Raw genomic sequence first — 23542 nt, forward strand, 5'->3', positions numbered from 1 at the left:
AAGAGATGGCATCGATTGAAGAGCAGCTGGAGTTGATAGAACGGGGGGTAGTAGACTGTATCTCCCGCGAGGAGCTTATCAAAAAGCTGAAGAAATCTGCGGAGACATGCATCCCTCTTAAGATAAAAGCCGGTTTTGATCCTACTGCCCCAGATCTCCATCTCGGTCATACCGTTCTACTGCAGAAACTTAAACATTTCCAGGATCTTGGGCATGACATTTATTTTCTGATCGGGGATTTTACCGGCATGATCGGTGATCCCACCGGAAAATCTGAGACCAGGAAAGCGCTGACGGTGGAGCAGGTGGCTGAAAATGCCGAATCGTATAAAGAACAGGTGTTCAAAATTCTCGATCCGGAAAAAACCCGGGTGGTTTTTAACAGTACCTGGCTTGGCAAGCTCACGTCCATTGATATGATAAAACTGGCATCTCAGTTGACTGTTGCCCGTATGCTTGAGCGGGATGATTTCCATAACAGATTTGAGTCGGGCAAACCCATTTCAATACACGAATTTCTGTATCCCCTTATTCAGGGGTACGATTCTGTAGCTATGCAGGCGGACGTTGAACTTGGCGGGACAGACCAGCTGTTCAACCTGCTGATGGGCAGGGATTTACAAAGAGCCCATGAGCAGGAACCGCAGGTTGTTATAACCATGCCGCTTCTTGAAGGATTGGATGGCGTCAATAAGATGAGTAAATCCCTGGGGAATTATATCGGTATTACTGAATCGGCTGATAATATTTATGGCAAAGTACTTTCCGTATCCGATGATTTAATGTTCAGGTATTTTGCCCTGCTCAGCGATTTAAGTAATCAACAAATTGAAGAGTTAAAGACTAAGGTCGAGGCAAATGTACTCCATCCGAAAGAAGTAAAAAAACAATTGGCTCGAGAGCTCACGGCACGTTTTCACGATACCGAGGCCGCCCAGACGGCAGAGAAAAATTTTGAAAATATATTCAAAAAAGGCGGCGTTCCGGATGATGTGCCTGAAGTGAAGCATAGTGCCAGGGTGCCGGTATCTTTGCCACAGCTCCTGGTTGATGCTGGTCTGGTTACATCAACCTCCGATGGAAGACGTATGATTAAACAGAGTGCCGTGTCTATTGATGGGGAAAAGATGACCGATGTTGATATGGCGGTTGAGCCGAGAGGGGAGATCCTTATCAAGGTAGGCAAACGCCGGTTCAGCAAGGTTGTTTTTACCTGAGCAGCGGTTCCTCTGCGGATGGCTAAAAAAAAGCGGGGCAACAGTGTAACTCACTGTTGCCCCGCTTTTTTTTGTACATGTGCGCACATTATGTAACCGGAGCCATTCCGGCGGCAAACTGTTAATTGATGTCAGTCTCCTGGTTTTTTCCCATGCAATCTGAGCATATCCCGCTGAATTCGATGTGATGCCCGAGTATCTTGTAGTTGCTTGCTTTTTCGGCCACCTGGTTTATCTGCTCCTGAACCGCAATATCAATATCATCAACCTTGCCGCAGGAAGAGCAGCGAACATGATAATGAGGCTCCACCGTTGCGTCGAAACGCTTCTGGGTGCCACCCACTTCGAGCTTAAGAATCACGCCGACGTCGGCCATAAGTTCAAGATTTCTATATACGGTTCCAAGGCCGATACGAGGCAGGCGCCTGCGAACCATGTCATATACTTCGTTGGCGGTTGGATGGGAGGTAACCTTGCTCAATTCTTCCAAGATGATCTGGCGTTGAGTGGTTAACCGCATATTTGGCAACTGTTCCATAATGTATTCCTTAAGGTAGGTATTGATAAACGTTATTAAACAGCATTATATCCCATCATAAAAAGAAAACCAAGGGGAAATAGCCATAACATTTCCTTTCTGTGGTTGGAGAAAGGCAGGTGCAGGTGCAAAACAGACTGGAATACAATCAATTGGAGTCGGAATCGGTGCTTTATGGAGTGTGCGTCTCGGCGTGAACCTGCGGATTGAAATAGCCAAAACGGAGTGTCGGAAACTCCTTCTGCAAGCTGTCAAGCCATTGGCGAATGCCCAAGGCTTCGGTGTTTTCAGGCAGAGCGAGGCTTTTTATATACCATTCAGGGTCCATGTTCAGATTGCGAAGCTGGATAAAATCGGGATGATGGTGGCGGATAAGTGAGCACAGTGCATCGTATTCCTGGACGGAATCGGTGAAACCAGGAAGGATGAAATAATTAAGCGACACAAAACGACCACTATCCTTCATGATATCAATTGATTGAGTGACGTCGGAAAAGCGGTAGTTTTTCGGCCGGTAATATCGATTGTAGTATATCTCCTGCGTCGAATTCAGGCTTACCCGCAGGCTGTCCAGTCCGGCCTGGGCGAGTCGTTTAACAGCCGCAGGAAGGCTGGAGTTTGAGTTGAGGTTGATGGTGCCCCTGGAGGTTTTGCTGCGAATACGCCTGATCGCCTCTTCAATGACAACCGCCTGCAGCAGTGGTTCTCCTTCGCAGCCCTGACCAAAACTGACAATCGGGTTTTCAGCGAACTGGAGGTGTGGGATGGCAATTTGACTAATTTCTCCTGCACTTGGCACAAAAGTAATGCGGTCCTGCGTGGAGGGGCAACACCCTGAGGCCTGCAGTGAAATGCACCCGAGGCAGCGGGCGTTGCAGTCAGGTGAGGTCGGCAGGGGAGCTTCCCAGCGATCAAGGAAATAATTTCGGGCGGCAGGGCAGCCATAGGTCAGACAACATTTGCCAAGGTGTTGTATCAGCCTGTTATCTCTATGTAAGCGAAGTTTTTTTTTGGTGTGCCGTTTGACATCCGCCTGCCGGTATTGGTCTGCATCCTGCCGTTTGTCCGGGTCACTGCGAAATCCGGTTACCCAGAATCTGCCCTCATGCCACCCGACAGCGGTATAGGCAAAAAGTGGCAGTGTCGGGGCCCCATCCTGCGTTTGATAACTGCTGGATAAGATAGCTGTGTGAGCAGGTGCCATGAACGCGGCAACAGCCTGGGCCGGTGTACCTTCGGCAAAGGGGTTTTCGGCGAGTAATGCAGGTTCTTCCGATCTGGGGTCCCAGCCAACGGGGAAGCGACCCGGCAGGGTGAAAATATCACTTCCTTCTGGCAAAGGTATCAAATCCTCGAGAGCCGGGCGGATGAAATGACCATTACTCATCCCGACCATATCCAGCTCGGTGAATTCTCTTATATTATCCTCCCCATCAGCAAAAAGAAGAGCGGGGAAGTCCGACGGGTGCTCCATCTACTGTCTGAGAACCCTGAAGACGGAATCCACCGCGCGATATATATCAAGATCATCGCCAAATATATCCTGAATAGCCGGATGTTCTATGAGGTCTTCAACTATATACTGGGTGAAATACAGGCTGACAACATTCGGATCCTGTGCGATGGTTCGAACAGGGGCAATTTTCATCTGCAGTTCGAACTCTTCGATATAGCCAAGCTTGTTGAGCTGATTTTCAAAGGCTTCCCGTAACGCCGAGACCGATGTTGTTTCAATAATTTCTCTGTCGATCAAACGTTGAACAAGTTTTGCAGCGAATTCCGGAGCGTGATCTTTTGCTTTCATAAACATTTTCCGGCGCTCTTGCTCCCGTTTTCGATCAATGGTCCGGATAGTTTTGTCTGTTGTTCTGTTTGGGCTGATATTTACTTTGGCCATTCAATTCTCCATATAGTTGTCATCTCCGCCAGGAAGATGGGACCGTAGATTTTTCGCTATGGTTACCATGGACGAACTTTCCAGCTGCAAGAGGCACTGGAAAGAGCATATCTCAGCATGTATTGTGAGATTGCCATATATCAAGGTAAGCACAGTTGCTTTATAATCCGAATATATAATAATCACTAGCGTAAATTTGCCTTCGGGACGCTAAAGTTACCAGGTGACAGCTGATCAGGTGAGAATGCCGTTGCTTAATGCCCGCCCGGTTTTATGCATTCTTCCGAGACAGTCGAATCTGCGGCTGGTTATTTTTTGTTAGATCCCCTCCTGGAATACAAAAAATCAGTTGATTTTCTTGTATATGTTTGTATGCTTGATCGCTTATTCAATGGAAGTGAGAGGGATCTCTCACGGCAATTGGTGTTGATGTTAACTGGAGTAGGGTTGTAAATTTAATTAAGGATCTTTTGGAGGTTCTTGCCATGGTAGGTAAAGTAAAAGTAATGTTGCCCGTGTTGTTGTGTGTTTCTGTTATGACCCTGTCCGGTTGCGGTTCGAAAAAACAGACCGATCAGGCGTTGCAGACAGAAAAAAAAGGTGATGCAATGGGTACCGAAGAATCGCTTGATTCAAAGTCTCTCGGAATTGGTGAGGGCCGCACGACTGAAGGAATGCTTCCGGTCTATTTTGATTTTGATTCTTCTGATATCCGTAAGGACCAGGTCGCCCGTATCCAGGTGAACGCTGAATTTATCAATACGAATCAGAAGGGCTACGAAGTTAGAATTGAAGGAAACACCGATCCTCGTGGTACCAATGAATACAATATGGCTCTTGGCGAACGACGTGCATTGAGCGCCAAAAAATACCTGATGAATTTAGGTGTGGATGAAGCCAAACTTACCACCGTAAGCTATGGTGAGGAGAGATTGTTGCTGCAAGGCAATGATGAAATGTCCTGGGCTCAGGACCGTCGTGATGATTTTGTTGTAGTTCAGTAGTTCTTTGACGTTTTTATTCAATATTTCGGAGACAATAATGGCATCTCAAAGAAACCTGTTGGCAGGTTTGATTTTTGTATTTGCTTTTTTTACTGCAAACAGTTGTTTTTCTGCCGATCTGAAGATAGGTATCATGAACGTTCAGAAAATCATTATTGAGTGTGATGCGGGAAAAGCTGCAAAGGGTCGCTTTGATACCAAAATGAAGCAGCTGCAATCCTCCTTCAAGGGTGAGGAAGAAGCGCTCAAAGCGCTACAGGCCGAGATAAAGAAAAAAAGCTCCGCCTGGAGTGAAGAGAAAAAAGCTGAAAAGGTTCGTGAGTTTCAGAAAAATGGCCGGGAACTTCAGGCCAAAACTGAAGATGCTCGTTTTGAAATGAAAAAATTGCAGGACAAGGAGCTTGAACCGATTCTTAAAGCTCTTGAGGAAGTCGTGAATAAGTTTGGTAAGGATAACGGCTACACTGCAATAATGGATGGAAAAAACGGTGTTGTTTATTTCGATCCTTCAGTTGATGTCAGTGATATTATTGTTAAAAAGTTGAATGCAGCGTTAGCAAAAAAATAGCTTCCTTGCTTATTTTATTGCGGTGATCGTTTACAAAACGATGTAGAGGGAATCCTTCTACATCGTTTTGTTGTTTATAGAGTCTGCATAAAGGGTAGAAAGAATGACGATAAAGAGTATGACCGGTTTTGGCCGGGGGGAGCTGGAAAAAAATGGCAGGGTCTGGACTGCCGAAATCCGGTGTGTCAATAACAGGTATCTTGATCTGAAAATGAAACTGCCCCGAGGCTACACCCCGCTGGAAGAAAAAATACGTAAAATGGTTGCGGAGACTCACCTGCGCGGCAGGGTCGACCTGATGCTGTCGGTGAGCGGTGATTTTTCGGATCTGCAGGAAGTTAAAGTAAATATGGCCCTGGCCGGTGGATATCGGGATGCATTGCAGGCCCTGTCGGCGGAATTTGGTCTGGTGAGTGAAATCACTCCGCAGATATTAGCCGCCTACCCTGAAGTATTGATACGAGAGCAACAGGACGAAGATTTAGCGATAGTCTGGGAGATGGTGGAAAAAGTTGTTGCAACGGCTTTGCAGAATTGCGATACGATGAGGTGCCAGGAAGGGAAGACACTGGCGGAAGATCTCACTGGGCGGTTGCAGTTTTTTGAAAAAACGATTGGGAGTATCGAAAAAAGCATCCCGGAATTACTGGAACAAAGACAGAAGAATCTCCAGGAGAGACTTGATAAATTGTTAGCGAATGTTCAACTCGATCCAGCTCGTCTTGCTCAGGAAGTAGCCGTTATGGCCGATAAAACAGATGTCACCGAAGAAATTGTGCGATTGCGCTGCCATATCAGTCAGTTTACTCTTTTTCTCACCGAGGAAAGCGGTATCGGCAGAAAGCTTGATTTTCTGATTCAGGAATTTCTGCGGGAGGTCAATACCCTCGCCTCGAAGATCAACGACGCGGCTGTGGCTCATCTCACCGTTGATTTAAAGAGTGAATTGGAAAAAATGCGCGAGCAGGTACAAAATATCGAATGAGCCGGAGACTGGTTTGGCGGTAAAAGAGTGGTTACAGATTGAGAGAGTACAATTCGAAAATCCAATAAAAACTCAAAACAGGTCAACCATTATCGCCAGGTAATAATAAATTGACTTTATGGTGCGTGATGCATTTACTCAACGTAGGGTTTGGTAATACAGTCATAGTGGAAAAGATTATCGCCGTTATTAATACCGGCTCTTCTCCCGCCCGTAAACTGAAAGAGGCTGCGAAAATGGATGGCAGGCTTATTGATGTGACTGAAGGGAGAAGGACGAGATCGATTCTGGTCATGGAATCAAACCATATTATTCTTTCTTCGGTCCAACCTGATACCATCAGCCAGAGAATGCTGGCCCTGCAGACGGGCCAGAATCTGGCCGAATATTTTGGACAGCACAAAACCTCAGCAGCAGTGGAGCAGATATGACCGTCGGAAGGCTGTTTGTAGTTTCCGCACCATCCGGTGCGGGGAAGACTACTTTACTCAAACGGGTAATGGCCGAAATTCCCGGCCTGGTATTTTCCATCTCTCACACTACCCGAAGCCCGAGACCCGGGGAGCAGGACGGCGTCGATTATCACTTTGTATCACGGGGAGAATTCCTCAGTATGATCGATCAGGGACTGTTTCTTGAATATGCTGATGTGCATGATAATCTCTATGGTACGAGCATTGGCGCCATCGGTGCACAGCTCGAAGAAGGGCTGGACGTTATCCTTGATATCGATGTGCAGGGAGCGGCAATCCTCCGCTGGAAAAAACAACTCGAGGCGACGCATATTTTTATCTCGCCGCCCAATCTCACCGAACTTGAAAGAAGACTGCGCGGTCGGGGGACAGAGAGCGAGGAGAAAATCCAGCTGCGCCTGAGAAATGGTGCAGTCGAGATGCGTGCTGCTTCGGAATACGAATATCTTATCATCAACGAAAATATTGACGAGGCCGCACATCTTCTGGCGTCAATTATCTTGGCAGAAAGGGCCAGAGCGCACCGGCTGCCATCCGGTAAACCCATCAGCAAGAGAGTATTCACATGAAAAGACAAGGCGGTGGGCAAAAGCAGGGTGCAGAGAAAAGTATTCGATTAAGTGAGGATCTCCTCTGGGGAGTTCATCCTGTTTTTGAAGGATTGGCCAAAGAACCGGACCGTTTCACGGAAATCATCCTGCAAAAAGACAAACGGGGCACAAAAATTGAAGAGATAATCGACCTTGCCCGGCAGCGGAATGTGAAGATCACCTTTGTTGAATCTTTACGTTTGACGGGTGAGGAGAGCGCCCAGGTTCGTCATCAGGGGATAGTTGCCCGAATGAGTCAGACCCCGCTCGTTGCTTTAGATGAGCTGGTGGTGAAGTTGAAAGGCCGTATCGATGCTGGCGAAAACCTGCGTCTGATGGTCTGTGATTCTCTCCAGGATCCGCATAATCTCGGGGCAATCATCCGTTCCGCCCTGGCCGCTGGAGCTGCCGGAGTTATCGTAACCCGGGAGCGTTCCGCCCCGCTTGGGGGGACCGCGGCAAAGTCGTCTGCCGGGGCCATGTCGCATATCGATATCTGTCAGGTAACCAACCTGGTGAATGCATTAAAGGTGCTGAAAAAGGCTGGTTTCTGGATATTTGGGGCAGTGAAGGATGCGGAAGCCCAATCTCTTTATCAAACGGACCTGTCCATGCCCGCCTGTCTGGTAGTAGGCAGTGAAGGCAAAGGTATCCGGCCACTGGTCAAAAAAGAGTGCGATGTACTCCTCTCAATTCCGATGGCGGGCACTCTTGACTCGCTCAACAGTTCTGCTGCCGCTGCCATCATTCTTTTTGAGGCCAGGCGACAGGATCTGTCGTCTGCTGCCGGGTAAGAGTACCACCCGATAGGATCGATCGGAAATCATCAATTGACGGTGTCTGGCCAGCTCGACGCCTGCATCATGATTCTGGCCCGGACAATCGGGCCTGTATTGCCCTTTTCAGGCAAGCCTATATGCTGTCCATGTGTTGTTCCCTGTACTCCCTGACTGTTTCCTGATTGACAAAGTTTCTTATCTGGCTGAGACAGTCTTCGTCCCTGCAGACTTTGGGCATTATTTCCGTCAGAACCTCTGTAATCAATCGTTTCTGTTCGGTCTCTCCGAGATTCAGTACCGCACTTTTCACTTGTTCAAAGGTCATCATTGTTTTTCTCCTTGGCACTTTGTGCCGGCTACTTTCCTGTTGTTACGCAAAGATAATTTTTTATGGTACTTGACCCATTTTGCTGGAGGCATGCAAAGAACGCCCGTAAAAATGGTAGAGGAGGTCTCCCGGCGCTTCACTCCTTGCCGTTGCGTACATCATGCCGGGATGTCATTGGCTAAACTATACGTATTGTGCTTGACCAGATCAATAGCACGGGGTAAAACGCTGATAATACGTTATTTTGTTTAGCTATTGGCGGTCGAGGGGGGGGCTTTGTCAACTCACATAAATATCTTGCTGGAAGAGAATGGCGAAGTTAGTATGTCAGGCAGAGGTGTCGGGTCGTCGGGGAAATAGAGAATGGTACGGGAACCTTTCAAGGAGGTGTATGGTGAAAAATCAGAGAGGAATACACTATGCAGGTTTTGCACTGGTCATACTGGGGACAGTGTTGCTGTCCGTCTCGGTGATGGCCGGTGACAAGAAGAAAGATGTCCATCCGGAACTGTCTGGACAGGAGATGCTGATCGCCTGTGCCGATTGCCATCGGGAGGCAACCCCTGAGATTGAAAAAGAATGGTATGGATCGGTGCATGGTATTGCAATGGTCAAATGTTATCAGTGTCACGGTACCTATGGCGATTTTATGATAACACCGGACCGGCAGACCTGTGCTACCTGTCATCTCGACATGCTGGAAAAATGCCCCAAGGACAAACCATGCTGGGAGTGTCATATTCCCCATTCATTTAAGGTGAAAAAGAAGGCAACCAGTTGAACCTACCGAGAAGGAGGAGATTGCAATGACACAAACAAGGCGTGATTTTATAAAAAAGGCGGCTGCGCTTTCGGCTGCGTCCTATGTGAGCATGAATCTGCCGATCGACAAAATCAATCTTGCCCGGGCCGACGAGGGGGTTGTCTGGCATCGCGGCAGTTGTCGTCTGTGCGGCGTTGGCTGCCGGGTTGAACTGGGCGTTAAAGACGGCGTACCGATGGGATTGCGCGGGGTGGCCGAGTCACGGACCAATTTCGGCTATGTCTGTATGAAAGGCACGTATTTCTGGAAATGCATGCGGCATCCGGACCGTTTGACCAAGCCGCTGTACCGCGCGAAAAAAAGTGATGCCTTCAAAGAAATATCCTGGGATAAGGCGCTGGATATAGCGGCCGACCAATTTGCCAGGGCGCATAAGGCTGGTGGGGGAGATGCCGTGGCCTATTATGGCTCCGGGCAGTCGTTGACTGAAGAGACCTATCTCTTCCAGAAGATTATGCGCGGCGGGTTACAGTCAAACAATGTTGAAGGTAACCCAAGACTTTGCATGGCCAGTGCCGCTGCGGGATATCTCAGCTCTTTTGGTGCCGATGAGCCTATCGGCGGCTATGCCGATTTTGAAAAAGCCCATTGTTTCTTTATAATCGGCTCCAATACCGCTGAGGCCCATCCGGTTCTCTTTCGGCGAATTATGCGCCGAAAACTCGATAATCCGAATACCGTCAAGGTCATAAACATCGATCCGAGAATTTCCCAGACATCGAGAATTGCCGATATGCATCTGCAGTTCATGCCGGGAACCGACCTTGCGCTGCTCAATGCCATGGCCAATGTCATCATGGAAGAAAAGCTCTACGATGCAGAGTTCGTCAAGAACTATGCGACGTTTCGCAAGGGAGAAGCTGAACAGACAACCCTGGAGGATTTCAAGGCGCAGGTCGCAAAATACACCCCGGAGATGGCCGCAAAGGTATGCGGCGGAACCTTCAAAGCCGATGATATCAGGACGATAGCCCGCTGGTTTGCCAAGTCCAAAGGAACCGTCAGTCTCTGGACAATGGGGCTTAATCAGCGCAAGCGTGGGGTCTGGGCCAATAATCTGGTGCATAACCTGCATATTATTACCGGGCAGTTGGTAAAAGACGGGGCCGACAGCCTGTCCCTCACCGGCCAACCCAATGCCTGCGGCGGTGTTCGCGAGGGAGGCGGGCTCTGTCATATTCTCCCCGGCCATCGGCCGGTGGAAAATGAGAAGCTGCGCCGGCAGGTTGAGGCGGCCTGGGGCGTTCCCGAAGGCCGTATCCCGGCCGCACCGGGGCTGCATACCATGGCCATGTTCAGCGCAATAAACGAAGGAAAGATCAAGGCCATCTGGATTAACTGTACCAGTCCTGCGCAGAGTCTGCCAAACTGTACTCTCTACAATAAAGGTATGGACAGAGACGATGTCTTTATTGTCTGCACCGATATTTTTCCAACCCTCACCACCCAGAAGGCCAACCTGGTGTTACCGGCCTCGTTTCATTTCGAGAAAACCGGGGTCTATGGCTGTACTGAACGGCGTTCTCAATTGACCAGAAAGGCCATCGACTCGCCGGGGGAAGCGAGAGCGGAAGTCTGGATCGTTCGGGAATGGGCACGCAGGCTGGCAGAGAAAATGAACGATCCGGTCATTGCCCAGTGTATTAAGCCGTTTGAAGGATTGACAGAAGGGTATGAACTTCCCAAAGCGATCTGGGATGAATACACCCAGAAATTGACGGCCGGCAGAGACAACGATCTGCGTGGAGCGACCTATGCCGTGCTTGAAAAAATGGCCGATGGTGTGCAATGGCCCGCGCCGACCGAGGAATTTGCCCTGACCGGCGGGACGGTGAAAAAATTCGTCAAAGGTCGGGATCCGATGGCCACCACCGAATCCAGGAATGATCTTCCCTATCAGTTTTATGGCGCAGCCCATCCTGATCGTACCCTGTGGATATGGTTGCGCGAGCAGGCTGATCCGGAAGAAATGCCGGATGCGGAATATCCTTTCTACCTTTCTACCGGTCGAATTATTGACCACTGGCACACCATGTCGATGACCGGCCGTATTCCTGAACTGCTTCGCGCCAACCCGTATGCCTATGTCGAGGTGAATCCGAAAGATGCCGATCGGCTGGGCATCAAGCCAGGGGATATGGTGGAGATAAAGTCACGACGCGGCGTCAATCTGCTGCCGGCCAAGGTCTATGCCGGTCCGGTTGAAGGCATGGTTTTTGTTTACTGGCATGACCAGCATCCTGATCGGATGATCAACAAGGTTACCAAGGATGGTATTGATCCGGGTTCGAAAGAGCCGGAGTTCAAAATATGTGCGGTTCAAGTGAAACGGGCCTCGGATCCGAAACCATTGGAGCCGTATATCGTCTGAGTAAGCCAGGTGCAGCAGGTGAAATATCGCCTGCTGTACCCCTGATGAATCCCCTGCCGAGGAGTAGTCATGCCGATTAGTGGAGTTGTCATCGCCAGCCTGCCAAGCGAAACAAACGACGTCTTACGATTTCTCGCCACCCTCAGCCAGGTTGAAGTTCACGGCGCGGACGAAAAAGGCAATATTGTCGCCGTACTGGAAACTGAATCCTCCGATGAGATGGAAAAAATTATCGATCGAATCAGCAGGGACCAAAACGTCCTCCATGTCGGACTGACCTATCTCAATGCCGAAGACGAGGCGGAACGCATTATCCAAGGCGAAGAACCAGCAAGACCGTTCGGATTTCGCAAGCCGTCAGGAACCACATAGTGCAGCGCCGCACGTTTCTCAAGCTGCTCGGGACTGGCCTCACCGGCCTGTCATTTTTACCGGGACCGGCTGGAGCAAAATTATTGCAGTCGCCGGTTGCAACCAACAGGCTGCGGCCACCGGGCGCTGTACCCGAAGAAATCTTTGCCGCCAGATGTATCCGCTGCGGGCGTTGTGTGGAGGTCTGTCCGTATCGGTCCATTATCATGCTTGATATCCGGGCCGGAATACATGCCGGAACTCCCCTCGTTGAAGTGGAAAAAATTCCCTGTTATCTCTGTATGAAGTGTGTTGAGGTCTGTCCGACCGGGAGTCTTGAGCGCATTCAGCAGCAGGATACCCGGATGGGCCTTGCGGTCATCAATCGATTCCATTGTGTTGCCTGGCTTGGTACGATACTCTGCCGCACCTGTTACGATAAGTGCCCTTATGCGGAAAAAGCTATTCGGCTTGATCAATTGCGGCCGGTAATCGATGCTTCCGCCTGCACAGGTTGTGGCATCTGCACCAGTGCCTGTCCTGTCGCCGCGGGAGATGATCGAAAGGCGATTAACATTGAACCGCTTTATGCCCGGCAAAAGGTGAGCGGATGAACACGTCGGCGGGGGGAAAGGATTTGATTGGCGAAGACCTCGGTAAAGGTCGAAAAATGGCCTATGGACGATGGCGGTTCCTCATGCTCAGCATTGCGTTCCTGCTTATTTTGCTTAATCCTTTCTTGAATTACTTTTGGCATGTTCATTTTATTCAGGGCTGGTACCAGTCTTTCGGGTTTGGCAGCCTGTGGTTTGTTTCCCCACTGGAAGGATTGGAGAGCCTGCTGCTTACCAAGTCACTGTATCTGCCGTCGCTGATCGGCATGGCGATCCCGGTTTTGATAGCACTTTTTCTCGGCAGGGTCTTTTGTTCCTGGATCTGTCCGGTGTCTTTTCTTCTTGAGCTTTTTGACCGGGTGAGGAGACTTATCGGACGAAAGAAATTTCTAAAAAACCGCCTTCTGGTCGCAAAGAGAGTCCTCTGGTTTACGTTACTTGCTGAGATTATTCTCAGCATGATACTCGGCGTGCCACTCTTTGTTTTCCTTTCTCCACCGGGGCTGATCGGTCGAGAAATAATGGTGGTGGTGTTTTTCCGAACGCTGGCCTTGGAGGGAGGCATACTTCTGCTGATTGTCTTACTGGATCTGCTGACCCGCCGTTTTTTCTGCCGCACCTTCTGTCCCCTCGGCGGGTTGCTCGCCTTCCTGGGCAGGAAAAGGAGCCTTCGGGTGCATGTCGATCAGGCGAATTGTACCCAGTGCGGTCTGTGTGCAAAGAGCTGTCCTATGGGACTTCTGCCAAATAGCGGTGAAGGAGCCTCCGCTTATTGCTGGAATTGTGGTGAGTGTCTGGATTCCTGCCGTCACGATGCGCTGCACTTTCAGTGGCAGCAGAACGGCTACACTGTCTCCGTAACCGACCAGCGCAGCTGACGTCCGGCCCCGAAAGGCTTGACTGTGCCGCAGAGCTCAGGGACGGTCCATGATTTTTTCTCCAGGGTCACGGTTTTTTGCGGTGGTTGTATACCGTAGCGTCTGCAGGCAATGTCGCTGGTGAAATGCTGGAGCAGATCCAGTCGGCCCGCCTCTTCGAAGAGTTCTGCCAGCATCGGCAGGGCGACGGGTGCTGAAAAGATTCCTGCCGCACAGCCGCAACATTCCTTTTTGTGCCGGGGATGGGGAGCGGAATCCGAGCCGAACATTATTCGCCCATGACCGGAGAAAACCGCTTCACGCAGGCGCAGGCGATCTTCGGGCCTTTTGGCAATCGGCTTGCAGAAGAGGTCGGGGTCCAGTAGGCCGCCGATCACATCGTCTAAGGTGATCAGCAGGTGGTGCAGGGTAACCGTGGCCGAGACGTTGGGGTACCGGTCAATAAAATCGACAGCTGCGGCGGTGGTAATATGTTCCATGACAATATGCAGCTTGGGAAAGGCTTCTGCCAATCGCTGATACATGCTGAGGAATTCCGTTTCCCGATCGAGCACAAATCCATTTGATTCGCCATGCACGAGAAGCGGAATCTCCATTTCTTCCATCAGGCTGAGGGTTTCGTCAATCTCGTCGAAGTTGGAAACGCCACTCTCGCTCCGGGTGGTAATGCCCGCCGGGTAAAGTTTTATGCCGATGATTTCTTTTTTTGCCTGAGCGAGCTCCTCTCTCGTGTATTTTCGGAAAAAGAGTGTCATATAGGCGGCAAAGGTGTCTGACTTTCCCGCTTTCATGATCTCGTCCTTGTAGCGTCGAAGCTTTTCCAGCGAATCGACGGGGGAGACGAGATTGGGCATGATCACTGCTCCGGCAAATGTGCGGCAGGTGTAGGGCGCAACAGTCTGCAGCATTGTGTTTTCCCGCAGATGCAGATGCATATCAAGAGGGGATTGCAAAACAATTTTCATGTAAGGTAACCTTCATTAGTTGAAAGACAGCAGGTGAATGACTCAGAATTATAGTCTGTGCCAAGTGGTGTGTCTATTCAAATATAATTTCCTCGCCGCCAACCAGCGCAAGCCCCTTATCTACTGAAAAACGTACCGCAAATCTTGCTTCATTGGCGCTGTATTCTTTTCCTGCCAGAAGTCTCTTGGAGAGCGAGGCAATTAACTCAGGATCTGTCGATTCGTCTATCATTGTTAAGCCCAGCCGCACTCCTTTATAACCTGCTCCCGATTCAATGAACAGATAATTGGCCGAACCGTTTTTTAATAGATTTTGTCTGGAAAGCCTGTCCCGCATGATAAAGGCGACGGTTTTGTTGTCAAAGACGTGAGGCCGCGCGTAGATAGCCGTGTTTACTTTGCCGTCATCGGCTGCTGTCGCCAGAACTCCGGTTCCTGTATGCTCCTGGAAATATTTGCTGAGATCCATTATGTGATTCCTCCCGGGATAAAATCGTTTTTGTAAAAACTCAATGGTCCTGTATGGCATTCATTATTCATGACAATACGTATATCTTTAGTCCTTTTCACTTCACAGAGTAGTTACTATTGGTATTGACACAAGAGGGGATAATCAATACTACAGTAATAGTAAAAACTACCAGAGAAAAGGAGGCAGGGAATGGTGGACAATAATCTGTATAAAGTGGTTATCGACTCGATGTCAGCCCATGTAGCGATATTGGATGAACAGGGGAAGATCATCGAAACCAACCGGGCCTGGCAGGAATACGGTCGACAAAACGGGATGCGCGAGTCCTTTGAAAGTATCGGAATCAACTATCTGGCAATCTGTGAAACGGCTACCGAGCATCCCGAAGACGATGCCGATCGGGTTGCCCGAGGTATCCGCAATGTTATGGCCGGGGAACTGGATGAATTTCTGACCCAGTATCCATGTCATTCCCGGGATCAGAAGCGGTGGTATGCGGTGCGCGTGGTTCCTTATCGCGACCATAATGTGCACCGGGTTATTGTCACCCACGAAAACATTACCCCCATTATGGAGGTGCAGGAGGCCTTGCAGGCAAAAGAGGCTGAACTGATACGGCAAAGTGAGCGTCTGGAGGAAACCAATATTGCCCTGCGGGTTCTGCTGCGTCAGCGGGAAGAAGATAAAACCCGGATTGAAGAGACGATTTATGCCAATGTCGATCGCCTGGTTCTCCCGTATCTGGAGAAGTTGCTCCAGGGGCATTTGACGGAAAAACAGCGGACGCTGCTTGAGGTGGTCGATACCAATTTGCGGGACATTGTCTCCCCATTTCTACACAGTCTGGCCGCGTTGAATATGTCGCTTACGCCGCAGGAGATAGAGGTGGCCAATATGGTTCGCAGTGGTAAATCAAGCAAGGAGATAGCCGATGTGTTGAATTTGTCGGTGAGCGGGGTCGACTTCCATCGCAAGCGTCTGCGCAGCAAGCTCGATCTGACCCATACCTCGAAAAACCTCCGGTCTTATCTGCTCTCTCTGGCATAAGTCGAGTACTGCTTCAAGCCATTACTCTGTAACGGTAATAAAGGCTTCCCGGTAGAGTTTTTGGTACCCCGTTATACTGCTCGGATCAAGCCATCGCTCATAGGCGGCGCGATAGCTTTCGGTTGGACGCTGCTCACGGAGGACGGCATTGATATCGTTTATCGTTTTTTTACCCCATTCGTTCTTAGAACAGGCCACGTAGGTGAGTGATGCATCGTTATTCACCTGGTTCTCGGTGATGTTCAGCGTCATGATCCGGTCTCGGATGCCCATTGTTTCGGCCAGATACATAGCCTCCTCCGGCAGTCCCGACAGGGCGTCGATCCGTCCGGCCAACAGCATTTTAAAGAGATTCAGGGTAAGTTCCGGACCTTCGTAGACAAAAATATTCCTGCTGTCGCCGTATGTATTTAGGGTCGTATCGAATTCGATGCCATATGACCGGTTTTTGGATCGGCCAACAATATATTTATGGCTTTTAAGAATATCGGTGAGACTTACGGTTTTGCTCCCCCCGAAAATGTTGAATTTCTCTTTATTGATGATCAGGACGGTAGGCAGAGTGATGACGCTCGGTATGGAGAAATAGGCAAATTCCATCCGTTCCGGCGTTTTGTACATTGCCAGGGCACAGGCCTTTTCTCCTTGTTTCCATTGCTGGTAATGTCTGGAGATATTTGCGATCACATGGGTATGCTCATATGCCGGCAAATTTTTTATCAGGATGTCGGTTATCAGATCTTCGTAGCCCTGGCCTTTAAATTTTCCCTCGTGAATAAAGAAGGGCGGGGCCACCGCTTCCATCCAGCTGATAGAGTCTTTTGTCCATGCCCCCGTCGGAACGAGTGCAGTAAGCAGGAGGATCAGGATACATGAAAGACGCGTTTTTTTTAGTGCCATGGAAACCTCAAGGTGCAAAAGGATATGAATTAAGACATGATAAAATTAACAATAAAGAATCTGATTCCCCCTAATGTTCAGCTCCTGAGCCAGGGGGTGAGCTGTTCGTTTCCCGGGACGCCGTAAACCCATCCCTGGGGGCTTCGCTGCAGCCGTCCATGGCTGCAGAGACCCGAAAAACGAACAGCTCACACCCTTTCATTCCGGCAGGCTGAGTTTGCGGGGCAATCAGAATAAAGAATGTGGTGGATAATCGAGCCAATCTGGTCCAGGGTATAAGGCTTCTGGACAAATGCTTTTGCACCCATTGCCAGAGTGGCTTTTACATCATCGTCGTCGGCAAAACCGCTGGCGATAATTGCTTTCTGCTGAGGGTGTATTTTCAGGATCTGTTCGAAGGTCATCCGCCCGTTTTGTCCGGGTGGCATGAGCATATCGAGGACCAGCAGGTCGGGAGCATGATGTCTGGCATATTCGATTGCCTCTTCGCCTGATGCGACAGTCTGTACCGTATAATTTAAAGATTTCAGCAGCTGCCCGGCAATCTCGCGTTGACGTGGTTCGTCGTCCACGACCAGGATAGTTTCTTCACGGCCCTGATAGTTTTTCCAGTTTTTTCTGTCCGGCTGTGGCGCAAGATCGGCCTCTATGCTCGGAAACAGGAGTTCGAATGTCGTCCCTTGTTCATCGCTGACGACGTTGACGGTGCCGCCATGGTCATGCATAGTGTTCCAGACAACGGCCAGGCCGAGTCCGGTGCCGCTTCTGCCCATAACCTTTTTGGTGTAGAAGGGTTCGAAAATACGCCCAATGTCCTCAGGAGCGATTCCCGATCCGGTATCATGGATGCGTATTCTGGAGAAATGTTCTGTTGATACCTTGTGGCGGTTTTTTGCCAATGGAAACGGAATGGTATAATTGTCGGTGGTAATCGAGACGGTTCCTGACCCGTGTATGGCTTCCGCACCGTTGGTGATGAGATTCATCAGGCATTTTCGGACATGAATAGGCGAGCAGGAGATATTGCGCAAATCGGAAGACAGCGAGGTGTTTACGGCGATATACGGATATCTGCGCTGGAGTTGCCGGAAATCAGCGGAATTGAGATAGGCTTGAATCAGTATATTGGGAGCGATGATTTCTTTGTTGGCGGCGATGCCTCTGGCGACGGTGAGCAAATCGGAAACAACGTATGAAGCATCAAGTCCGGACTGACGGATTGCCTCAAGAGGCTGTCGCAGACTGCTCTGCTGGCCCAGATCAAGGAGCAGCAGTTCTGGATAGGTGATGATACCGGAAAGAATATTGTTCAGATCATGGGCGACCCCGCCGGCCATGAGGCCGATGGCTTTCATCTTCTGATCCCGGTGCAGCTGTTCTTCCATCTGGCGCCGTTCAGTAATATCGATAACGATCATCCGGACACCGGAAACCTTGACCCCGTTGTCGATTGGTGTCGAACGAATGAGGATGGGAAATGTTCTGTTATTTCCATCAACTGCCGTGAGCTCAGTTAGTCTGGATGGTTCGCCCTGAAGGGTCTTCTGGAAATTCTGCCGGGCAGCTTCTCGTTCGTTTTGCTGGATAAACTGGAAAAAGTTTGCACAACTGCTTCGTTTGCTTGTAAGTTGTAACTGCTTTTGGGCCACCTCGTTGGCGTAGGTAATATCTCCGGCCAGATTTGTTTCGACAACTATTTCCGGGAGCAGATTGACAAGATCATGGAAGCGCCGTTCGCTTTCCCGCAGATGTCTCGTCCGTTCCCTGATCTCCTGCTCGAGGAATTTTCTATTGGCAAAGAGATGGCTGATGAAAGCTGCCGTCAGGAGCAGCAGCAGAAGGAAAATAAGGATATTAATAAGGGGAAAAATAACCCGTACGTACTTCTCCCCCTTGAGAATGCCGATAACCTGGTCGCCGTGTATGATCTCTGCTGAGAGCTTTTTTACCCCGATCAGCCTTATCTTATAGAGAAAGAGTGAGAGACCTGATAATGGAGGGCAGGTAGCCGAAATGAAAGTTTCGGTGCCGGGGATGGATACGGAGAGGGATTTGTAATAATCGGCCTTGACGGCAAGCTGCAGGTAGGCGTCGGCGCCATTTTGGTTGAGTGCCCATATGTCGTTGGCCAGAATAGCGGCATGAGTCTTGAAGAATTTATGGTCGAGGGCATCTTCTCTTTGAATATAGAAATAAGCGATGGCCGCAAAGACCATCAGAAAGACAACGGCTGCATAGATAAAACGACTTCTTCTTTTGTAGAGAGAAATCATTATAATGACTTATTTATATTCATTTCTGCCGTCTGCCTCATCAAAAAATAGAACCAAGCAAATGTATGGGGCCAATTCCAATTTTGTAATATTGCTGAGTGCAGGATGGATGTCAAGTTCCTTTGTTTAATTGTGCACATTTAAAAATTAAATGGAAGACATAAAAGGGAGAGAGAGATGGATGACAAGATACGACTTGGAGTGAGTTCCTGCCTGCTTGGCAATAATGTCAGATATGACGGCGGCCATCAGCATGACCGATTCCTGACTGACACTCTGGGGCGATATGTGGAATATATACCTGTCTGTCCTGAGGTTGAATGCGGTCTCACCGTTCCCCGGGAGGCCATGCGACTTGTCGGCAATCCTGCAGACCCAAGATTGGTAACTCGAAAAAGTAACATAGATTATACCGATCAGATGAAGAAATGGGCTTCTGTCCGGCTGGATGAGCTTGCCCGGGAAAAACTTGACGGTTTTGTTTTCAAACGCATGTCACCAAGCAGCGGCATGGCAAGGGTGAAGGTATATTCCGAATCGGGGATGGCCAATACTAACGGTATTGGCATCTTTGCCAGGTTGTTTATGGAATATTTCCCCCATCTGCCGGTTGAAGAGGACGGGCGGCTTAACGACCCGGTTCTGCGCGAAAATTTTATCCAGCGTATTTTCGTACACAGAAGATGGCGGGAACTTGTCGCTACGGCCAAAAAGAGAGGTGGGTTGGTCGATTTTCATACGACCCATAAACTGCTGCTTCTCTCCCATAGTGAAAAAGAATATCGAGAAATGGGCCGTCTGGTGGCAAAAGCCAAAGATCTCTCTATCGAGGAGTTATTTAGCCGGTATGAAGCACTGTTGATGAGCGCTCTCGCCAAAAAGAGCACCAACAGGAAGCATACCAATGTGTTGACGCATGTTTTCGGTTATTTTAAAAACGACCTGTCTCCTCTGGAAAAGCAGGAGGTGCTTGACGTAATAGATCAATACCATCAGGGAATGATCCCATTGATAGTTCCCCTGACACTTATGAAGTTTTTCACCAAAAAATTCAAGCAGGAGTACCTGGCCAACCAGCATTATCTCGATCCGCACCCATTAGAGCTAAAGCTCCTTAATCATGCATGAAGCTTTTTACTTTACCATTGCCAAATTTAGGTTTTTGGAGATGAAGAAAACCGTGGTATGCGATTGACAGGCGCCAAACGAAATGACGAGCTGGCGCCTGTCATAAAAAGATTATTTCTTTTTCTCGGCCATTTTTGCTTTGAGCAGGGCGCCTAAGCTGCCCATTTCGGCTGCAGGTCTGGCCTTTTTTTCCTTGGTCTTAAAGGATTTGTATTCGTCTCGCTCCTTGTCCTGTTCCGCCTCAGGTGAGACATAGTCAGCCGGTACCAGGCTGATTCTTTTTTCCGCGAGGTCTATTCCGTCAATTGTCACATCGATATTCTGTCCTTCTTCCAGCACTTCACGGGGGTGATTGATTCGTCGGCCGCCGCCAAGCTTCGAGATATGAATCAGGCCGTCGATGCCTGGGGCGAGCGTCACAAAGGCCCCGAATTGAGCAAGCCTGGCGACCGTTCCCATATGGGTTGTGCCTTCCGGAAAAAGAGTCGTCACTTCGTTCCATGGATCGGCCTGGGTCTCCTTGTAGCTGAGAGAAATTCTCTCCTTGTCCCAGTCGAGTTTTTTGATCACGGTCTGGACTTTCTGGCCGACGGTAAAATATTCCTCGACCTTATCGACTCGGCTCCAGCCGATTTCCGAGATGGGAATAAGGCCATCTACGCCGCCGATATCGACAAAGGCTCCGAACTCTCGGATAGAGCTGACCACCCCTTCGACTGTCTGCCCTTCCTGCAGCGTCTGCTGTAATTTTTCACGCAGTTCTGCCCGTTCCGCTTCCTGAATCGCCCGCGCTGAGAGGACGATATTGCGGCCATTTTCCTCAAACCGGGTAATCTGGAATTTCATATGGGTCTCCAGATATTCTTTGGCCGCATCTTCAACCCGCCGCAGACCCATCTGGGAAAAGGGACAGAAACCTCGCACATTGCCCCCGAGGGTGATTTCGAAGCCGCCTTTGATCTCCGCTTTCACGAATCCTTCTACGGGGATACCGCTGCGAAAGGCTTCCTCAAGGTGGGCAGCGGAGGAACCGGAACCGATGGAGGTGGTGAAAAGCTGCTCGGACGATTTCGTCTGCAGAAAATACACATCCAGTTTGTCACCGAGCTGATACTTGAAATTACCTTCGTTGTCTCTGAGCTCGGAGCTGTTGAGCACGCCTTCGCTCTTGCCGCCGACATCGAGAAAGGTCGTCTCGTCGTTTATGCCGACGATGGTCGCCTGGATTTTTTGTCCCGGCGTTAAGTGTCTTATTTTGGTGGTTTTTTCGGCCTTGAAGAGTTCTTCAAAACTTTCATTGTCTGTTTCTGTCATGTCTACCCATTATAGAAAAAGAAAAAATACGGTTTACGGTTTTGGTCAGTTACATAACTGATGCCTGAGAGTTGATACATTCCTGGAAATTCCAATTTCAGATGGCACGCCAGCGTAGAATCGGAACAGATTATAGCATAGCTGGACAGCTTGACAAGTCCTCGTCGCTGTTCCGGAGCAGGCATCATGGCGAATTTTATCTCCGGCCGTCGCCGGTATTTCGCACTGCCAGTGACAGAGCGTGGCCGTTTTCTTGAAACATAAGACGTTTATCGCACATTTCATCAATAAAATTTCGTAGGATCCGCTCATGGATTTGGGGGAATTCCGCCAGAATCCTAGTTATTTCAATCGGTTGTTCGCAACAGAGATAAATCCTTCTTGATGTCCCTCGCAGGCGGTGCAACAGCGGGGTGTCTGACAGCCGTTCCTGACGGATAATGAGAAATGTCCCGCCATCACGGTAACTGAGAGGGTGCGGCCGGCTTTTCGATCTGCGCTTATGAAAATTCTGCCAGGCCTGGATCTTCTGTTTTACCGGCTGCCACTGTCTGTGCTGGAGTTTTTTGTCGCCTCGATAGCTGTTGATCAGCATGGTCATTGAGCGGAGATATGCTTCAGGGAAGAGGCTGCGGTTTTTCGCATGCGGGATGATTTTTTGGATGGAGAATGCATTGGCGGAACTGCAGCTGCGGTGCATGGGCGAGCCATAGCCGAGAAAAAAGGAGGCTGTCTGCAGGGGAGGAAAAGGCATGACAAATTCGAGATTATGGAGCGTTTCGGCAATTTCCTCTTCCGTTGTGCCGGGAAAGTCGGTGATCAGGTTGCCCTCCAGCCGGATTGCCGATGTACTGCACATTTTCATGATGGAAATGTTGTCGAGGGTCGTCGTTCCCTTGGCCATTTTTGCCAGCAGAGATGTCGATAAGGCTTCGATTCCCACCTGGACGGTTTTAAGACCGGTCTGACTGTACAGGTTCAGTTTTTTTGGTTCGGAAATTGGGCGAATCTCGGCAAAAAAGTCAAAATCCAGTTTTTTTGGCGCGAGTTTTCGGAAAAAAAGATCTGCTTGCCTTGGCGGCAGGGCATTGTCGGTGAAAGTGAAATGCAGGCATGCATGGGTTTCGGCGAGGTGCAGTGTTTCCGCCAGCATCCTGTCGCTTGTTTTGTTGCGATATTTCTGCCACTGGAGATTGAGGTTGCAAAAAGTACATTTGTTCCACCAGCAGCCCCGTGAAAATTCTATCGGTAACAGGGGGATAAATGGCTGGTCGGAAAAATGTTGGTGCATCTCCTTAAAGTAATGGCTGTAATCCGGAAAAGGAAGATCGTCCATTTCCATAGGTTGCACAGGATTGTCTTTTTCAGTTGTAGAATCAGGGCGCCGGCGGCGGATTTTTCCGGGCAGGCTGTCACTGTGTCCGCTGACGAAATGACAGAGGTCGAGGAGTTGCCGTTCTCCTTCCCCATCGACCAGGTAGTCTATTTGCGGGAAATGGTCGACCAGGGACTTGCCGATATCACCGGAACAGGATGAACCACCGAAAACAATGGGTACTTCCGGCCATTTCTCTTTCATTTTTTCAGCCATGTAGAGCGAGGCAAACAGTTGACTGAAACAGAGGGAAAAACCGATAAGATCATATTGGTGCCAGGGGATGGTTGTCAGCAGTCTGGTGCAGCTCTCTTCAACAGCTGTTACCAGCTCGTCAAAATCGGGCAGGGGTTTAATTTTTCCGGTCAGGCACCGGCGGAACAGTTTTCGGGCATCAGGTCTTTTTTCGAGAAACAGCAGTGGGGCAAAAAGGGCTTCTCCGGCCCAGCCGGAGAGGGCGATCTGGCTATAGATGTCCGGGGAGATAGTTTGCGCGAGATCCAGATAAGGGTGATAATTGTCCAGTCGATACGACGATTCGCGCTCCAGGTAAGCCTTCAGGGCGCCAAGTTGAATGGACGGTCGGTTGAATATCGACCACGGCATGGCAATAAGTGCGAGCCTGAATGGAGAAGAGGTGTCTGGTCCCACT

24 protein-coding genes are annotated in these 23542 nt (G+C 49.6%); 14 read left to right on the forward strand and 10 right to left on the reverse strand.

What is annotated here, in order from left to right; translation table 11 throughout:
* Positions 1-5 precede the first annotated feature (5 nt).
* Positions 6-1217, forward strand: a complete 1212-nt coding sequence (gene tyrS / locus FCL47_RS19675) for a tyrosine--tRNA ligase (RefSeq protein ID WP_136815480.1) — start codon at positions 6-8, stop codon at positions 1215-1217.
* A gap of 121 nt (positions 1218-1338) precedes the next feature.
* On the opposite strand, the gene FCL47_RS19680 is transcribed toward tyrS, so the two are convergent.
* The 3 genes from FCL47_RS19680 to FCL47_RS19690 all read right to left on the reverse strand — a co-directional run bounded on the left by FCL47_RS19680 (position 1339) and on the right by FCL47_RS19690 (position 3652).
* Complete coding sequence (locus FCL47_RS19680; protein WP_136815427.1) at positions 1339-1755, reverse strand: Fur family transcriptional regulator; 417 nt, start codon at positions 1753-1755, stop codon at positions 1339-1341.
* Between the two features lie 172 nt (positions 1756-1927).
* Positions 1928-3229 (reverse strand): radical SAM protein, encoded by a 1302-nt coding sequence (locus tag FCL47_RS19685; protein ID WP_136815428.1) that lies wholly within the window; start codon positions 3227-3229, stop codon positions 1928-1930.
* Complete coding sequence (locus tag FCL47_RS19690; RefSeq protein WP_136815429.1) at positions 3230-3652, reverse strand: hypothetical protein; 423 nt, start codon at positions 3650-3652, stop codon at positions 3230-3232. It abuts the gene before it with no gap.
* Between the two features lie 485 nt (positions 3653-4137).
* Here FCL47_RS19690 and FCL47_RS19695 point away from each other — a divergent pair, with 485 nt between their 5' ends.
* The 6 genes from FCL47_RS19695 (at position 4138) to rlmB (ending at position 8066) form a co-directional block, all read left to right on the forward strand.
* Entirely contained in the window at positions 4138-4656 is a 519-nt protein-coding gene (locus tag FCL47_RS19695) for an OmpA family protein (RefSeq protein WP_136815430.1), read from the forward strand.
* Positions 4657-4693: 37 nt separating this feature from the next.
* Positions 4694-5224, forward strand: a complete 531-nt coding sequence (locus tag FCL47_RS19700) for an OmpH family outer membrane protein (protein ID WP_136815431.1) — start codon at positions 4694-4696, stop codon at positions 5222-5224.
* 103 nt (positions 5225-5327) lie between these two features.
* Positions 5328-6209, forward strand: a complete 882-nt coding sequence (locus FCL47_RS19705) for a YicC/YloC family endoribonuclease (protein ID WP_136815432.1) — start codon at positions 5328-5330, stop codon at positions 6207-6209.
* A gap of 128 nt (positions 6210-6337) precedes the next feature.
* Positions 6338-6640: an extracellular matrix/biofilm biosynthesis regulator RemA family protein gene (locus FCL47_RS19710; RefSeq protein WP_136815433.1), complete on the forward strand. Its 303-nt coding sequence runs from the start codon at positions 6338-6340 to the stop codon at positions 6638-6640.
* On the forward strand, positions 6637-7251 hold the full coding sequence (gene gmk / locus FCL47_RS19715) for a guanylate kinase (protein ID WP_136815434.1): 615 nt from the start codon (positions 6637-6639) through the stop codon (positions 7249-7251). The genes FCL47_RS19710 and gmk overlap by 4 nt, the downstream gene beginning before the upstream one ends.
* The gene (gene rlmB, locus FCL47_RS19720; protein WP_136815435.1) at positions 7248-8066 is read left to right on the forward strand and encodes a 23S rRNA (guanosine(2251)-2'-O)-methyltransferase RlmB; all 819 of its coding nucleotides are present in this window, start codon (positions 7248-7250) and stop codon (positions 8064-8066) included. Before gmk ends, rlmB begins: the two co-directional genes overlap by 4 nt.
* 118 nt (positions 8067-8184) lie before the next feature.
* Here the strand turns inward: rlmB and FCL47_RS19725 are convergent, their stop codons facing one another.
* Positions 8185-8379 (reverse strand): hypothetical protein, encoded by a 195-nt coding sequence (locus FCL47_RS19725; RefSeq protein WP_136815436.1) that lies wholly within the window; start codon positions 8377-8379, stop codon positions 8185-8187.
* 391 nt (positions 8380-8770) lie between these two features.
* Between FCL47_RS19725 and FCL47_RS19730 the strand changes: the two genes are divergently transcribed.
* The 5 genes from FCL47_RS19730 (at position 8771) to FCL47_RS19750 (ending at position 13416) form a co-directional block, all read left to right on the forward strand.
* Positions 8771-9160 carry a cytochrome c3 family protein gene (locus FCL47_RS19730; protein ID WP_240744313.1) on the forward strand — a complete coding sequence of 130 codons (390 nt, stop codon included), beginning with the start codon at positions 8771-8773 and terminating at the stop codon, positions 9158-9160.
* Positions 9161-9185: 25 nt separating this feature from the next.
* Complete coding sequence (locus FCL47_RS19735; protein ID WP_136815437.1) at positions 9186-11573, forward strand: molybdopterin oxidoreductase family protein; 2388 nt, start codon at positions 9186-9188, stop codon at positions 11571-11573.
* Positions 11574-11642: 69 nt separating this feature from the next.
* A complete protein-coding gene (locus FCL47_RS19740) occupies positions 11643-11945 on the forward strand; it encodes a chaperone NapD (RefSeq protein ID WP_136815438.1) in 303 nt (100 codons plus the stop codon).
* Entirely contained in the window at positions 11945-12538 is a 594-nt protein-coding gene (locus tag FCL47_RS19745; protein WP_136815439.1) for a 4Fe-4S dicluster domain-containing protein, read from the forward strand. The genes FCL47_RS19740 and FCL47_RS19745 overlap by 1 nt, the downstream gene beginning before the upstream one ends.
* Complete coding sequence (locus FCL47_RS19750; protein ID WP_240744314.1) at positions 12535-13416, forward strand: 4Fe-4S binding protein; 882 nt, start codon at positions 12535-12537, stop codon at positions 13414-13416. Before FCL47_RS19745 ends, FCL47_RS19750 begins: the two co-directional genes overlap by 4 nt.
* On the opposite strand, the gene pyrC is transcribed toward FCL47_RS19750, so the two are convergent.
* Together pyrC and FCL47_RS19760 are read right to left on the reverse strand one after the other, a co-directional pair.
* Positions 13383-14381, reverse strand: a complete 999-nt coding sequence (gene pyrC, locus FCL47_RS19755; protein ID WP_136815440.1) for a dihydroorotase — start codon at positions 14379-14381, stop codon at positions 13383-13385. The two genes, FCL47_RS19750 and pyrC, sit on opposite strands and share 34 nt — an antisense overlap.
* 73 nt (positions 14382-14454) lie before the next feature.
* On the reverse strand, positions 14455-14850 hold the full coding sequence (locus FCL47_RS19760; protein ID WP_136815441.1) for a pyridoxamine 5'-phosphate oxidase family protein: 396 nt from the start codon (positions 14848-14850) through the stop codon (positions 14455-14457).
* 192 nt (positions 14851-15042) lie between these two features.
* On the opposite strand from FCL47_RS19760, the gene FCL47_RS19765 reads away from it, so the two are divergent.
* Entirely contained in the window at positions 15043-15900 is an 858-nt protein-coding gene (locus FCL47_RS19765; protein ID WP_136815442.1) for a PAS and helix-turn-helix domain-containing protein, read from the forward strand.
* A 21-nt stretch (positions 15901-15921) separates the two neighbouring features.
* Here FCL47_RS19765 and FCL47_RS19770 read toward each other — a convergent pair whose 3' ends face one another.
* Together FCL47_RS19770 and FCL47_RS19775 are read right to left on the reverse strand one after the other, a co-directional pair.
* The gene (locus FCL47_RS19770; protein WP_136815443.1) at positions 15922-16800 is read right to left on the reverse strand and encodes a TIGR02285 family protein; all 879 of its coding nucleotides are present in this window, start codon (positions 16798-16800) and stop codon (positions 15922-15924) included.
* Between the two features lie 188 nt (positions 16801-16988).
* Positions 16989-19073 (reverse strand): response regulator, encoded by a 2085-nt coding sequence (locus FCL47_RS19775; RefSeq protein WP_136815444.1) that lies wholly within the window; start codon positions 19071-19073, stop codon positions 16989-16991.
* Positions 19074-19250: 177 nt separating this feature from the next.
* Here FCL47_RS19775 and FCL47_RS19780 point away from each other — a divergent pair, with 177 nt between their 5' ends.
* Complete coding sequence (locus FCL47_RS19780; protein WP_136815445.1) at positions 19251-20201, forward strand: DUF523 and DUF1722 domain-containing protein; 951 nt, start codon at positions 19251-19253, stop codon at positions 20199-20201.
* Positions 20202-20312: 111 nt separating this feature from the next.
* On the opposite strand, the gene rpsA is transcribed toward FCL47_RS19780, so the two are convergent.
* Both rpsA and FCL47_RS19790 read right to left on the reverse strand, forming a co-directional pair.
* On the reverse strand, positions 20313-21515 hold the full coding sequence (gene rpsA / locus FCL47_RS19785; RefSeq protein WP_136815446.1) for a 30S ribosomal protein S1: 1203 nt from the start codon (positions 21513-21515) through the stop codon (positions 20313-20315).
* Between the two features lie 196 nt (positions 21516-21711).
* The gene (locus FCL47_RS19790; protein ID WP_136815447.1) at positions 21712-23541 is read right to left on the reverse strand and encodes a RiPP maturation radical SAM C-methyltransferase; all 1830 of its coding nucleotides are present in this window, start codon (positions 23539-23541) and stop codon (positions 21712-21714) included.
* Between the last annotated feature and the right edge of the window lies 1 nt (position 23542).

Origin of the sequence: Desulfopila sp. IMCC35006 (genome assembly GCF_005116645.1) — a bacterium.
Lineage (GTDB): Bacteria > Desulfobacterota > Desulfobulbia > Desulfobulbales > Desulfocapsaceae > Desulforhopalus_A.